The following is a 15,134-nucleotide window of genomic DNA, read 5'->3' on the forward strand; positions in this document are numbered from 1 at the left end:
TTTTCGTTTAACATTAAAAATCCAATTTAATATTTAACCCCATGTATCGTAGGGATGGATCAGTAAAATTCTCTGATCCACCGTCTATATCCGAATATTTAAATTGTTTTGCCCAATAGATCAAATTTTGCCCCACTAAAGATGCAGATAAGCCTTTGAATGGTAGTTTATCAATCATTTGTTGTGGAAATGTGTAGGTTAAATATGCTTCTCTCAACTTGAAAAATGTAGTAGAATATAGATCTGCGGGAGAAGGGTTTCCTCCCCAAGCTGTTCCCTTATGAATTGCTTCCAAATACGACTTATAGGTTGATTGTATATCGTTCTTTGCAAAGACACGTGTATCAGTTAACACATCTCCATTTGCGTCATAAGTAATTGCTCCTGAAACTACTTTCACTCCATCCGCTAAATAATTTTTAGTACCAGGATTTGTTGCATCAAGATATCTTTCTTCTGTAATAGAATTCGGATGATTACCTGACCTCCACATGTACATCTCTGTGAATGACTGAGCTAAACCTCCTACACGACCATCAAACGACAGCCCCAGACTAAGGCTTTTATATGAAAGTTTAGTATTTATACCCCAAGACCAATCAGGGTCAGCATACCCAGCTAGTGACAATATCGGTTTATACGTTGGCACTCCATTATTCATCACCCAATTGCCCTCATTATCTGTTTGATGTTCATTAAACACAAAATGGTCAACTCGCTCTCCCTCAGCAATCCACTTCCTACCCTGAACAGCGTACTTTGGATCTATTTTCACATAGTGATTAGCAAACTTGCTCCAATTGAGACCAATATCCCATTGAAGCCCCTCAGTTTTAACAGGTGTCACATTAAAACTTAACTCCCAACCTCTTCTTTCTGTTTGGTCCTCTGTATTCGTATACACACTACTATATCCTGAAGATTCGCTGATTTGAGCAGTTCTTAACAAATCATATAGTCTTTTTTTGAAATAGGTTATATCCACAGATATCCTATTTTTGAATAAAGACATCTGTGTACCAAATTCACTGGATTTAGAAGCGAAAGAATACACATCCGAAGGTCGAATTGAAGTTGGGAATGTTGCAGTAGGTAACCCCGCCCATTGGTTAGTCGCAATAAAATAAACGGTATTGATATCATAGATATCTGGTGCGCCTTTAGCAATTGTCCAGTTGCTTCTTACTTTCCAAAAAGATAACCAATTGGTTTTGGGTAATAAATCAGACAGAATTAAACTTCCTGACACAGATGGGTAAAAATATGATCTGGTCTCTTCTGGTAAAGTCGAAGTCCAATCATTACGCATTGTAGCTTCTAAAAATGCTAGATTTCTCCAATTTACTCCAACCTTTCCAAACACACTGTTGGTTTGTTTCTTCCAAATAACAGAATTCACTGCTGCGGGATTTATTGATGCTTTTAGTGAATAATAACCAGGAACGGATAAGCCACCTTGAGTTTTTGCTTCTATTCCCTCGTCTTCCTTATAAAAGATTGAAGTCCCTATAAACCCATCAAATCCAAAATCGCCAGCAGTCGCATCTCCCAATAACAAAGCTTCTGTATTAGTACTAAATCCTCTACTTAATCCACTACTAAAAGAACCTTTTGTTGTTTCGCCCCAAATTTCGGTCCCACCACGATTCATTACTTTTGAATTACCACCTCCCTGATATGACCCCTGAGATATACGAACAATCTGTTTATCACTATATGTGTCATATCCTGTTCTTATTGTTGCCTTTAATCCTTTTATTATATCGTAATTTAATGTTAGTTGACCATTAAACACATCTTTATTATATGGTCTAATTCGCTCATACCTATCAAAATAAGGATTATTATTACCTGCAGTAAAACTGTTATTTTGCTGCTCATTTGGCATCAACCAATAATCTTTATAATCTAATATATTCCAATCTGGTGATCCCCAAATAAGCATACTATACATAGGGTCATACCCTGTATAGCCACCAAAACCAAGATTAGGTGAATTATGTTTATTATAAGATAAGGATGTCACTATGGAAGTTTTATTAAAATTTAAATCTCCACCTACACTGTAGGTGATCTTATCAAACCGTGAGTTCGGATATGTTCCCTTATTATTAACCCAAGTAGAAGAAACACGAATTCCACCAAATTCACCTCTGTTAGCAATGCTCAAATTATTATTTAGAATATGACCATTCTGTAGAAAATTTTCAAAATTATTTGCACCTCTTGCTATGTATGGTATCGATATCATTGTGCGACTAACGGGGTCCCACTGTATAACATCTTGACCTTCCAATGGTGGCCCCCAAGATCCATCTCCAGTCCTTACATAAGTATTAGTTGAAGTATTTACGACGCGACCATAAGTGGTCTGCGTTTCAGGGATAGCGAGGTATCCAGCTTCTAGCATACTACTACTATTGAATGAAATTTCCAATCCATTGTTAGCAGCACCTTTGATTGTTGTCACCATCACAGCACCAGCTCCTCCGCGCTCACCGTATAAAGCTGATGCAGTAGCACCTTTAAGAAAATCAATAGATTCGATATCATCCTGAGGTATATCTCGTAATGTCATATTACCATATGGCACACCATCTATAACTATTAAAGGTGATTCACCTCGCAAAGACAGTTCTGGAGCTTGAGCAAACTCTGCACTATTTTTTACGATCATACCTGCTACTTTACCAGTTAATGATGTTGCTACATCTATACCTTTAGTAGTTTTCAATGTATTACCTTTTACATTTTGTGTTGAATAGCCCAATGCTCTTTCTTCTCGTCTTACCCCAAGTGCTGTAACAACTATATTTTCCAGTTCAGTGATAGTTTTTTCAAGCACAACCACTTTAGAGTTAACTAACTGATGGTACGAAACTTCTTTAGAAGCATAACCTATATAGCTAAACAAAAAAATTGAATTACTATTTATAGTTTGCAAACTAAATTCACCCTCTCTATTGGTAGATACGGCAATTGATGTTCCTTTAATAGAAACAGACGCTCCTGCTATTCCCTGCCCCTCTTCGTTCACTACTTTACCTGTAATCACTTGCACATCTGATAATAATGTTCCATTATTGGAAGAAATCGAATGAGTTGCTTTAAATAGCACAACCTTATTATCCACAACCTCGTAGTCAATTCCATAATTTGAAAGAATATTTTTTAAAAATGATTCAATGGAAATCTTTTTTTCAGAAAGGCTAAAAAACAATTCGTCAGCTTTGATTGCATTTTTACTATAGGAAAATGAGACTTTCGTTTGAATCTGAATATCTCCAATTACATCACTTAATGACTGATTTTTGATATCCAATGAAAATTTACGTTCCAGAACATGTTGTCCATGGGCTTCGTTTGCGTAAAGAGAACTAATAGTCACTAAAATTAGTACTATTGGGGTTAGTGTTATCCTCATAATTAAGCATATTGAAGCAACTGTATGTTGCCTATTTTTCATATATTTAGAAGTTTTTGGTTTGCAATTAAATTAAAAACACAAGAAGCATTCATGTGCTTCGAAGAGTCGGTTGGTCCACGAAACTAATCGGCTCTTTCATTTTATACTATGTAGGTAGACGTTCTTTCATAATCAGCTATATTATTGGTTTTACATTTCGCATCCAGATCCTTTAATTATAATATCCGTTCCTATTACTTCATACGATGAATTTGTCGCCAAACAAATAATTTTCAGTTTGGAAAAAAGATTTGTATCAGATAAACTACCTGTGAAAGTACAACCATTCAAATCACTATTGTCCAAATAAATACGAACACCATATGTCGTTTCTAACATTTTAAATATTTCAGAAATTCTTTCTTGGTCATATTCATTTTTTTCTGAACGACTTACATCAATGGAATTATTTTTTTGAATGAGTGGCTGAGGACTTGTAATCAACGTTTTATTTAATGCACGACTTTTAATATTATACACACCCTTCTGATTTGGGGTTAGTAACACTGCTTTTTCAAGTGCAGAATCATTTACCAAATTGCCCCCTACCTCTCTAACTTCTACTAAACCTGTTCTAACTTCTACTTCATCAATTCCATCCTTGAGATTAGAATTCACTAAAAAGCTAGTCCCTAAAACCTTCGTTCTCAACTTCCCACTTAATACTATAAATGGCTTGGATTTATCTTCTGTAATTGTGAAAAATGCTTTCCCAATTAGGGTTACTTTTCTAATATTATCCGTAAATGATAATGGGTAAGTTAAGTTAGAGCTAGGATATAAATCCACAGTACTTTGATCTGCTAAAACTATCTGTTGAATTGTATCTGAATCGTTAAAATACACCAAATCATTATGTAAATAATCATCTTTATGTTTAGTAATATTAGGATACTTATAGAAAAACAGCCAACCCAACCCCACTAGTGTGATAAGTGCTGCAATAGAGGTAATATAAATCCCAATTTTGCGAATTGAAAACCGAGATTGTTGTCCAAGAGATTTAGAATTCTTTAGTATTTCACGAAAAACAATATCACTTTCATCAGCAGATAGCTGTTCGTTTGATCTTAGAGAGGCTTGGGTTAATTTTTTATAGATATCATCAGTTATTATATGATCATATTCAGAACTCCTAATAAATTGATATAATTGATCACATTCTTCTTTAGATATTACTTCCTTGACATACTTGTCTAGCAAGTATGTGAAATATTCATTGTCTTTCATACACCCAATTGGTTAATCAGCTTTATTGTAAGACAACCACAAATATGTATCGGAGTACAACGATTAAAAAAAATCTTCAATAAAAATTAAAAACAGTGGTATCTCAAGTCCATTTCTACTAATTTTAGCACGAATAGCTTGCAATGCTCTAGCCATATGAGTCTTAACCGTCAATGGTGACAAATGTAATTTTTCGCCAATCTTATCATAGGTTAAGTTGTCGTGACGAGCTAATTCAAATACTTTCTTTTGCTGCTCAGGAAGAGAATTAATTGCATCCTGTAATAGAGACTGATAATCTTTTGCGTGAAGTTGATCTTCTGTATTGGTATCTAGGAGCTCTGTCCTTAAACTGAAATATTCTTTTGCCTTACTCTCCACCGCGATTCGCTTCAATTTGTTCAGAACATTATTTTTAGTTACTCTATACAGCCAGGATTTCAAGCATTTAACATCTGCAAGACCATCCTTATCAACCCAAATTTTTAAAAACACATCTTGTACAACTTCTTTCGCCACTTCTTTGGATTTCAAATACTGTAGTGCTACATGATATATTTGTGAGCGATAATTATCATAAAAAAATCGAAACGCTAATTCATCGCCTAAACGAATACATGATAAGAGATGATCCTCATCTAAGTTTTTATAATTGGTTCGTTTCAAAATACTAGAGATAAACAACTCAAATGTAATAGATTTACAGAATCAAAACAAAAAATATTAAGGTAAAAAGGTATATCGTTTCTCCAATAATATAATTACTTTTACTGGTAAATAACCTAAACAATCTACAAATTTAAATCATGATAAGACTCCTTATTTTTAGTATCCTAGCTTTATTACAATACGCTACAGTATTGGGACAATCCAAAGAAAAATTAAATTCAAAATTTGGTGGCGTTCAAATTGGTGTGATCACCTATTCGTACAGGTCCATGCCACAAGATCTTGAGAGCTTAATTCAACAAATAAAAATGAGTGGAATTAATGCCATAGAATTAATGGGAGATCCTGTTGAACTGTACTTAGGCAGACCAAAGGATGCAGAAGAAATAAAAAAATGGAGAGAGTCCATTTCTATGAATGAATTTAAGAAGGTAAGAAAAAAACTCAAAAAAGAAGGTATAGAAATCTATGCTTACAAACCGAATCTTCTTAATAAAAACAATACAGACAAGGAAGTTGAATTTGCAATGAAATCAGCAAAAGCTTTAGGAGCCAAATCCGTGACGACAGAATTACGTATAAATGACGCTGATCATTCTGAGCGATTAGGACGCATAGCATCCAAATATAAAATGCTAGTTGGCTACCATAATCATTTGCAAGGAAACGACCTTGCATGGAACACTGCCCTAGGTCAAAACGAATACAATTCTGTTAATTTGGATTGTGGACATTATATCGCGGCTGGAGGAAATAATACAGTAGAATCATTATTAACTTACATCAAGGGTAATCACACCCGTATCTCTACGATTCATATGAAAGATCGTAAAAACAAAGTAAATGGTGCAGATAATCTAAAATGGGGAAATGGAGACACACCGATTAAGGAAATACTATTACTCTTAAAAAATGAAAAGTATAATATACCAGTCACTATTGAACTGGAATATAAAATTCCTGAAGGATCAAATGCAGCACAAGAAGTAAAAGTCTGTAGAGATTATGTGAAACAAATTTTACAATAAAACAAAAGTCAGTTGCTACACCAACTGACTTTATTTATTTAGAACTTTGTGTAATCCCAACTTCCTCGGTACGGACGAGAACGCATATTATTAGCAAATCCATTATCAAAACTTTCCTTTTTAGGGTCCCATTTCAAAGGTTTTTGCAATTCATAAGCAATATTAGCTGCATTACAGACTGTTGATGTGCGGTGCCCTACTTCTACAGATGCTACAGGATTTGACCTTTCTTTCATTGACTTCACCCAATCTGCATAGTGATTATCAGAAAAATGCACACGCTTATCAGAAGATTTAAATTGTATATTCTCCAACTTCGGATTATCAAATCTTAAGAATGAACGAGACACTTCAATTTTACCTTCTGTACCGATAAATTGAATTGCATTACTTTCACCCCAATTTTTATGATAGATAGTTGGGCCATTCTCATATGTATAATACAATCCAAATTTAGCACCTGGTTTATCTGGAGGTACAAACGCATTTGGACCTGTGTGATCTTTTTCTAATGCCCATTGAATAATATCAAACATATGCGCCCCCCAATCCGCAATATTGCCACCTCCAAAATCCCTATACCAACGCCAACCTGCCCATTGCGTCGATTCTATTGGAGGCGAAAGATCAGAATGATACCCACGATAAAGGGAAGGTCCTACCCACATGTCCCAATCCAAATAATCTGGAACAGCCATATTCGGTAGATCACACTGCTTAACGGGTTCACCGATATGTACATTAACAGTATGAACCTCACCGATGTAACCATTACGAATTAAATCCACAGCCTGTCTGAAATTGTATTGCGAACGCTGCATGCTTCCTGTCTGCAGTACTCGCTTATATTTTTTCACTGCATTACACATTGCCCTTCCCTCATCGATGGTTAGCGCTAGAGGTTTTTCGCAATAAATATCTTTTCCAGCCTTTGCCGCATCAATGACATGTAATGCATGCCAATGGTCTGGTGATGCTACTACTATTGCATCAATATCCTTACGTTGTAATAGCTCTCTATAATCAGCATATCCCTCTACATTTTTATTACTTTTCTTAGCATTTACCTGATTTGCGGAACTTATAAAACGAGTAAGCTTACGCTGATCAACATCAGACGCGGCAATAATCATAGTTTCGGGTAATTTTGCCAATCCATTCATCAGCGTCCCAACTTGCTTTCCTACACCAATATAACCAAGATTAATTCGATCACTTGGTGCCAGAAAATTATTTCCTCCCAACACATGCCGTGGAACAATAGTAATACCAGCTAGTGCCAAAGCTGTATTTTTAAGAAAATCGCCTCTTTTCATAGTAGTTTATAATTTAGGTAGAGTTGAATATATAAATAATTTTCAAAAGATTCGTTTTAGAACCTATTTATATTTTACTATAAATTGTGAATAAACAGCTTTTTACTAACATCTCTACTTTCTTGTGAATGATTCTAAAATAATGCGTATTTTTGTATTTTAATTTGAAGAACGTTCAAAACTAACATACAATAATGATCCATTTCTTTGAGAACCCATCGAACATCGTTTATGCTGTTCAAAGTGTTAACTCTTTATCACAAGAAGACATTACTAAACTAAACTGGCTATTCGGCAGCGCCAAAAAACTTGACGATCAAACCCTTAATCATTTCTTTGTAGGTCCTCGTGCCGCGATGATTACGCCTTGGAGTACCAACGCCGTAGAAATCACGCAAAACATGGGTATTGAAGGTTTGATTCGTATTGAGGAATTTCAACCTGTATCGGCAGATTTCAACGATTTCGATCCAATGATTTCGCAGAAATATACTGCCTTGACACAAGAAATGTACAGCATCAATATCGAACCAGAACCTATCTTGGAAATCGAAGATATTGATGGGTATAATAAAGCTGAAGGTCTAGCTTTAAACTCCGAAGAAGTAGAATATTTAAATAATTTAGCGACTAAATTAGGTCGTAAATTAACGGATTCAGAAGTTTTCGCTTTCTCTCAGGCTAACTCAGAGCACTGTCGTCACAAAATCTTTAATGGTACTTTTATCATTGATGGCGAAGAGCAACCAACTTCTTTATTCAAACTCATCAAGAAAACATCTGAAACTAATCCTAACGAGATTATTTCTGCATATAAAGATAATGTAGCTTTTGTAAAAGGCCCACGCGTTACACAATTCGCACCATTATCCGCTGATAAACCTGATTTTTATGCGGAGAAAGAATTTGATTCTGTATTATCAGTTAAAGCAGAAACACACAATTTCCCTACTACGGTAGAACCATTTGCTGGTGCTGCTACAGGATCAGGCGGTGAAATTCGTGACCGTCTGGCTGGTGGTCAAGGTGCTTTGCCTTTGGCAGGTACAGCAATCTATATGACGGCTTACTCGCGTTTGTTGCAAGATAGACCTTGGGAAAAAGCTGTTCAAGAGCGTGAGTGGTTATACCAAACACCTATGGATATCTTAATCAAAGCGTCAAACGGTGCTTCTGATTTTGGTAATAAATTTGGTCAGCCTTTAATTACTGGTTCGGTATTAACATTCGAACATGAAGAAGAAGGTCGCAAATTAGGTTACGATAAAGTAATCATGCAAGCTGGTGGTGTAGGTTATGGTAAATTAGACCAAGCTAAAAAACACAAACCAGAAACAGGTGATAAAATCGTTATCCTAGGTGGTGAAAACTACCGTATCGGTATGGGTGGTGCTGCGGTATCATCGGCTGATACAGGTGCTTTCGGTTCGGGTATCGAATTAAATGCCATTCAACGTTCTAACCCCGAAATGCAAAAACGTGCGGCTAACGCGGTTCGTGGTATGGTAGAATCGGACAACAACCCTATTGTTTCTATCCACGATCACGGTGCTGGCGGTCACTTAAACTGTTTATCTGAGTTAGTAGAAGATACAGGTGGTTTGATCGATTTAGATGCTTTACCAGTAGGTGACCCTACCCTTTCTGCGAAAGAAATCATCGGTAACGAATCACAAGAGCGTATGGGCTTAGTGATTGCCGAAAAAGATATCGAAACATTAAAACGCGTTGCAGATCGTGAACGTGCGCCTATGTACACCGTAGGTGATGTAACTGGCGATCACCGTTTTACATTCCAATCGAAAACTTCTGGTGAAAAACCAATGGATTATGCCTTAGAAGATTTCTTCGGTTCTTCTCCAAAAACATATATGAAAGACAACACTGTCGTGAGAAATTACGCAGATGTGGAATATAACGTAGCTGACGTTCCTACTTATTTAAACAATGTATTGCAATTAGAAGCTGTTGCAGCTAAAGATTGGTTGACGAACAAAGTTGACCGTTGTGTAGGTGGTCGTGTTGCGAAACAACAATGTGCAGGTCCATTACAATTGCCATTGAACAATGTGGGTGTAATGGCTTTAGATTTCAAAGGTAAAGAAGGTATCGCGACAACTGTTGGTCATTCTCCAGTAGCAGCTATCGTAGACCCTGCTGCGGGTAGCCGTACAGCGATTGCAGAATCTTTATCAAACTTAGTGTTCGCGCCTATCAAAAATGGTTTAGCTGGTGTTTCTTTATCGGCGAACTGGATGTGGGCATGCAACAATGAAGGCGAAGATGCGCGTTTATACCAAGCAGTGAAAGCTTGTTCAGATTTTGCTATTGAATTAGGCATCAACATCCCTACAGGTAAAGACTCTTTGTCGATGAAACAAAAGTATCCGAATGGCGAAAATGTAATCGCTCCAGGTACTTTGATCATCTCTGCTGCGGGTAACTGTACAGATATTAATAAAGTAGTAGAGCCAGTTTTAGCTAAAAATGCAGGTTCTATCTATTATATCAATTTATCGAAAGATAACTTCAAATTAGGTGGTTCTTCATTCGCTCAAATCTTAAATAAGATTGGTAAGGAAGTACCAACTATCCAAGATGCAGCTTACTTCAAAAAAGCATTCAACACGATTCAAGATTTAATCCAAGCGGGTCAAATCGAAGCGGGTCATGACGTTGGTTCTGGTGGTTTAATCACTACGTTATTGGAAATGACTTTTGCAGATGTAAACTTAGCGGCTAACTACGATTTATCTGGTTTAGGCGAGGTTGATACCGTAAAAGCATTATTTAATGAAAACATAGCTGTAGTATTACAAGCGAAAGATGACGTAGCATTCGAAGCGACACTGGCACAAGCAGGTATTGAAGCTGTAAAAATCGGTCAAGCGATTGAAGGTGCTGACGTTACCATCAAAAACAACACTGATACTTTCACTTTCAATGTAACTGAAACGCGTGATACTTGGTACAAAACGTCCTACTTATTAGACCAAAAACAATCGAAAAACGGTACGGCGCAAGAGCGTTACAACAACTATAAAAATCAACCATTAGCGTTTACATTCCCTGCTCAATTTACAGGTGTAAAACCTAAACACGAAGGCGCTCGTCCTAAAGCGGCTATTATCCGTGAGAAAGGTTCCAACTCTGAGCGTGAGATGGCGAATGCGATGTATTTAGCAGGATTTGATGTGAAAGATGTACACATGACAGATTTGATTTCTGGTCGTGAGACATTAGAAGACATCCAATTCGTAGGTGCTGTTGGTGGTTTCTCTAACTCAGATGTTTTAGGTTCGGCTAAAGGTTGGGCTGGTGCATTCAAGTACAACGAGAAAGCGCGCACTGCATTAGAAAACTTCTTCGCTCGTTCTGAGACGATGTCTGTAGGTATTTGTAACGGTTGTCAATTGTGGATGGAATTGGATTTAATCAATCCAGACCATGAAGTTCACGGTAAAATGACACACAATACTTCAGGCAAACACGAGTCGAATTTCGTATCGGTGAAAGTGCAAGACAACAACTCGATCATGTTAAGCACCTTAGCTGGTTCGACATTAGGTGTTTGGATTTCACATGGTGAAGGAAAATTCAAATTGCCATATAGCGAAGACCGTTATAACATTGTAGCGAAATACGCTTACGAGCAATATCCACACAATCCTAACGGTTCGGACTTCAACACAGCAATGATGTGTGATGCTACTGGTCGTCACTTAGTAACTATGCCACATATCGAACGTTCTATCTTTCAATGGAACTGGGCAAACTACCCAGCTGGTCGTCAAGATGAAGTAACACCTTGGTTGGAAGCATTTATCAATGCGCGCAACTGGTGTTTGGAAAACAAGAAATAAGTTGGACAAATCGTAATATTTGGAATCCTCCTGCGCTTTAAGTGTAGGAGGATTTTTTTTATAAAATAAAACTTTTTCTATTAGCTCTTCAAGTCAAATTTCACTAAATTCAAAAGCATAAATACCATATTCAAGTATTGACTAACAATAATTTTAGGCAATGTATAACTTTCCTAAAATTTAAAAATTATGAAACTAAAAATTATTGCGTTACTGCTACTGTACATTCCTATTTTAACAATTGGACAAATACCTCGTGTACAAAAATTAATCGATGGAAAACCATGTGACACTTGCTTTGTGAAACATGACATGTCATTTTCAAACATTTTACCCTATGTATCTATCGGTACTTATTCTAACCCTCAGAGATTAAGTGATAAATTAAAAGAATTTAAAGTAAATGAATTTACTAAAGATGAGAAAGCATCGTATAGTAAATTTTTCGAATCACATCGCCATATTATTACAGATAGTATTTTTAGGCTGGTATTTGTCACTGAAAATGATGACAAACGCTATTGGCCAATCCGTCATGATTATAAAAATTATGATTATAAAGAAGTTGAAATCTTAATAGAAAAAAATAACAAAATTTTAAATAATTGGCAAATATTGGATAAACTACCACCTGTATACGGTTATCAACTAAATAGATTTACCGACGGAGATTCGAAAAATGGTATATCAGAACCTTGGGCTTCAACGCATCAAACAGATGATATTCATTTATACTATGATGATATAATAACTTTTACTTTTAGAAAATCTGACACTAAGGAGATAATCCAAACAACACATATTAAACGTATCTTAGATAAACCAAAAAAGTTCGTTTATTATCAAACGCAAACAAATAGTAAAGGAATTAAAGAATCTTTACAATCATTTTTAAATGATCCTTTGAATTCCGATTTCATCAGAAATAAAGACACCACGAATTCTTTTGAGTTAAGGAGAAACAATCTCGGTGTATTAGTATTTAATTCCCTAGAAGAGGGTGAAGAGATAGAATTTACACTTGATAAGCAAACGGGTTGGAAATCGATTCAAAAAAATGGCAAGTCTGCTTTTGAACATAAATTTATCATCCTAGATAATGAAGACATACCACCGGGTACGAATAAAACATTGTACTTAAGGTATAAAAATCAGCCAGAAACAGAAATACCAATTACTATTCGGGGTGTTGAAGATCTTACACAAACTTCCATATTTAAAATTATAGCGGGCTTTATGCTCGCTTCTTTGCTGTTTGGCTCTTGGTTTTATTTTAAAAATAAACTAATTAAAAAGAAATTAGCAGACCTGAATAAAAAAAACAAAGCTATAGAAACGCAACTTTCGCTGCTTAGTGGACAACTCAATCCGCATTTTCTTTTTAACTCTTTGAATGCTATCCAAGGTACTATTATGAATAAAGATTTTGAAACCGCGAATGCATACATTTCTGATGTGGCAAGTTTTATGCGTCGTGTAATGGATGATGGCAAAAAAGAATTTATTTCACTAAGCGAAGAATTAAAATTGGAAGAAGATTATCTCCAATTGGAAAATAAAAGAAAACCTTTTACTTACACTATTCAAATATCACCAAGCATTACTACTAATGCTATTGACTTTCCTCCTCTACTTTTGCAACCCATCCTAGAAAATGCCATACGCCATGGACTAAAGAACGAAATAGTAAATCCGCATATTGGAATCAAAATTTTAGAAAAAAATCTTGATCTTATCTTTCAGATTACAGATAATGGAAAATATTGGGATGTATCAAAAGCTCAAAATGGTCAAGGTTTGTCCTTAACTCATAAAAGAATTTCAATTTACAATGAAAAATTGGATGCTATGAAAATAACAATGGATATTACATACCAAGAAGGAACTTTGACTAGATTTACATTTAAAAATTGGTTAGCCTAATGCAGTTGAATTGTTATATAGTAGATGATGAGCCAAGCGCCATCGAAACATTGAGCTTATTGATCAAAAGATATTGTCCTACATTACATATTGTAGGATCTGCTTGCACAGTTGATCAAGCGTTACAAGACTTGCATAATGACTCAACTGATATTTTGTTTTTAGATATCAAGATGCAAAATGAAACGGGATTTGATCTTCTACATCAATTGAACGTTAATATACCCCATATCATTTTTGTCACAGCACATGATGAATATGGCATACAAGCCATCAAATTTTCCGCAACAGATTATCTGTTGAAACCTGTGAATACAGAAGAATTAATAGCGGCTGTGCATAAGGTGACGTTAAAAAAGCAAATGGAAAAACAACAGATGGAATTGCTTTTGGAAGCATATCAACAGGCAAAACATGTTCAACAAAAAAGAATTGCATTAGCCGACCAAAACGAAATACGCTATATATTAATCGAAAATATTATATGCTGTAAGTCCGATAATAGTTACACCACATTTTATATAGCCCATCAAACGGCTCCGATTGTAGTGTCTACTCCTATTTCAGAGTATGAAAACATCCTATCCCCTTATGGTTTTCAAAGAATACACCAGTCCTGGTTAATTAATAAATCTAAAGTTTTATCGTATAAAAAAGAGGACGGTGGTTTCCTTATTATGGAAAATATGCTGTCCGTACCAGTTTCGAGACAACGAAAACATTTACTGAAAGAATTATAATATATGTTAGATAAATTGTAATATTTGGAATCCTCCTGCGCTAAAAAGTGCAGGAGGATTTTTTGTTTTTAAAAAAACAAACCATTCATTTATTTTACAATAAAATAGATTCTTCGACTAGCATGAGTAGTTTATATATGACTTATTTTATATAAATAAATTACTTCCTCTTTTTCTTTCCAAAATAATAGCGTGCATCTCCATATATACCATAGCCCTGTTTGTTGATGACTTCAAACTTAAAATCTTCTGGATTTTTGACTTTAATTATCTTAATGCTGGGGCTTACTGTATTGACAAAGTAAGCATTATTAGCATCTACAGCATACCACGCGTGGTCTTGTCCTTGATAGTATTCTCCTTCAAAACATTCGGGCAGAAATTTAAAGGTATTGATGTAAATTTCTGGCACAATCTCATTTCTGTAAATGAAATGATTTTTATCTCGAGCAAAATTAAAATCGGGGCCTACAATTTTAAAAGTATCTACATCAACTCCGATTAGTTTTTGTTGATAAGCAAAATAAATATCACCCTTAACTTTTTGATAAAATGAAGAAAGCTCAATTGCATCTGCCAAATTAAAGGGGATTTTATTATCAAAATAATAGTCCCCATTAGAACAGCTAGCTAATCCTTTTTCTAAATCAACTATATGAAAACTATGAGGATCAGCATCCTTTAAAATCGCTTGTCCACACATGTAGCTATCTAAATACACGTGATTTTTATCTTTAAAATACGATGTTGAATCTTTGTAAGGTGTAATCAGTTCGAATGTTTCGAAGTCTATCTTATTGTATAATTTTTTAAAAATTTCATTTCCATATCTAATAATCATTTTACGATCCACAACGTAAATAGATTTCGAATTATCTAATGCTTTTTTATTCATTGAT

The 15,134-nt window shown here is 35.3% G+C and carries 9 protein-coding genes; 4 read left to right on the top strand and 5 right to left on the bottom strand.

Annotated elements, in window-relative coordinates:
- Positions 1–13: 13 nt before the first annotated feature.
- From IPZ78_RS00980 to IPZ78_RS00990, 3 genes are all read right to left on the bottom strand, one after another.
- Positions 14–3,424, bottom strand: a complete 3,411-nt coding sequence (locus IPZ78_RS00980; RefSeq protein ID WP_225551052.1) for a SusC/RagA family TonB-linked outer membrane protein — start codon at positions 3,422–3,424, stop codon at positions 14–16.
- A 192-nt stretch (positions 3,425–3,616) separates the two neighbouring features.
- A complete protein-coding gene (locus tag IPZ78_RS00985) occupies positions 3,617–4,696 on the bottom strand; it encodes a FecR family protein (RefSeq protein ID WP_225551053.1) in 1,080 nt (359 codons plus the stop codon).
- 63 nt (positions 4,697–4,759) lie between these two features.
- On the bottom strand, positions 4,760–5,362 hold the full coding sequence (locus IPZ78_RS00990) for an RNA polymerase sigma-70 factor (protein WP_225551054.1): 603 nt from the start codon (positions 5,360–5,362) through the stop codon (positions 4,760–4,762).
- Between the two features lie 140 nt (positions 5,363–5,502).
- Here IPZ78_RS00990 and IPZ78_RS00995 point away from each other — a divergent pair, with 140 nt between their 5' ends.
- The gene (locus tag IPZ78_RS00995; RefSeq protein WP_225551055.1) at positions 5,503–6,393 is read left to right on the top strand and encodes a sugar phosphate isomerase/epimerase family protein; all 891 of its coding nucleotides are present in this window, start codon (positions 5,503–5,505) and stop codon (positions 6,391–6,393) included.
- Between the two features lie 38 nt (positions 6,394–6,431).
- Here IPZ78_RS00995 and IPZ78_RS01000 read toward each other — a convergent pair whose 3' ends face one another.
- Positions 6,432–7,709 carry a Gfo/Idh/MocA family protein gene (locus IPZ78_RS01000; RefSeq protein WP_225551056.1) on the bottom strand — a complete coding sequence of 426 codons (1,278 nt, stop codon included), beginning with the start codon at positions 7,707–7,709 and terminating at the stop codon, positions 6,432–6,434.
- Positions 7,710–7,903: 194 nt separating this feature from the next.
- Here IPZ78_RS01000 and purL point away from each other — a divergent pair, with 194 nt between their 5' ends.
- The 3 genes from purL to IPZ78_RS01015 all read left to right on the top strand — a co-directional run bounded on the left by purL (position 7,904) and on the right by IPZ78_RS01015 (position 14,235).
- Positions 7,904–11,572, top strand: coding sequence for a phosphoribosylformylglycinamidine synthase (purL, locus tag IPZ78_RS01005; protein ID WP_225551057.1), 3,669 nt, complete (start codon positions 7,904–7,906; stop codon positions 11,570–11,572).
- A 189-nt stretch (positions 11,573–11,761) separates the two neighbouring features.
- Positions 11,762–13,495, top strand: a complete 1,734-nt coding sequence (locus IPZ78_RS01010) for a sensor histidine kinase (protein WP_225551058.1) — start codon at positions 11,762–11,764, stop codon at positions 13,493–13,495.
- Entirely contained in the window at positions 13,495–14,235 is a 741-nt protein-coding gene (locus IPZ78_RS01015; protein WP_225551059.1) for a LytR/AlgR family response regulator transcription factor, read from the top strand. The genes IPZ78_RS01010 and IPZ78_RS01015 overlap by 1 nt, the downstream gene beginning before the upstream one ends.
- A 160-nt stretch (positions 14,236–14,395) precedes the next feature.
- Here the strand turns inward: IPZ78_RS01015 and IPZ78_RS01020 are convergent, their stop codons facing one another.
- On the bottom strand, positions 14,396–15,130 hold the full coding sequence (locus IPZ78_RS01020) for a DKNYY domain-containing protein (protein WP_225551060.1): 735 nt from the start codon (positions 15,128–15,130) through the stop codon (positions 14,396–14,398).
- Positions 15,131–15,134: the final 4 nt, after the last annotated feature.

Origin of the sequence: Sphingobacterium bovistauri, assembly GCF_020295405.1 — a bacterium.
Classification (GTDB): domain Bacteria; phylum Bacteroidota; class Bacteroidia; order Sphingobacteriales; family Sphingobacteriaceae; genus Sphingobacterium; species Sphingobacterium bovistauri.

Bases quoted from the DNA above. Each gene is read 5' to 3' on its own strand.
- IPZ78_RS00980 (WP_225551052.1), bottom strand. From the start codon at position 3,424: ATGAGGATAACACTAACCCCAATAGTACTAATTTTAGTGACTATTAGT.
- IPZ78_RS00985 (WP_225551053.1), bottom strand. From the start codon at position 4,696: ATGAAAGACAATGAATATTTCACATACTTGCTAGACAAGTATGTCAAG.
- IPZ78_RS00995 (WP_225551055.1), top strand. From the start codon at position 5,503: ATGATAAGACTCCTTATTTTTAGTATCCTAGCTTTATTACAATACGCT.
- IPZ78_RS01000 (WP_225551056.1), bottom strand. From the start codon at position 7,709: ATGAAAAGAGGCGATTTTCTTAAAAATACAGCTTTGGCACTAGCTGGT.
- purL (WP_225551057.1), top strand. From the start codon at position 7,904: ATGATCCATTTCTTTGAGAACCCATCGAACATCGTTTATGCTGTTCAA.
- IPZ78_RS01010 (WP_225551058.1), top strand. From the start codon at position 11,762: ATGAAACTAAAAATTATTGCGTTACTGCTACTGTACATTCCTATTTTA.
- IPZ78_RS01015 (WP_225551059.1), top strand. From the start codon at position 13,495: ATGCAGTTGAATTGTTATATAGTAGATGATGAGCCAAGCGCCATCGAA.
- IPZ78_RS01020 (WP_225551060.1), bottom strand. From the start codon at position 15,130: ATGAATAAAAAAGCATTAGATAATTCGAAATCTATTTACGTTGTGGAT.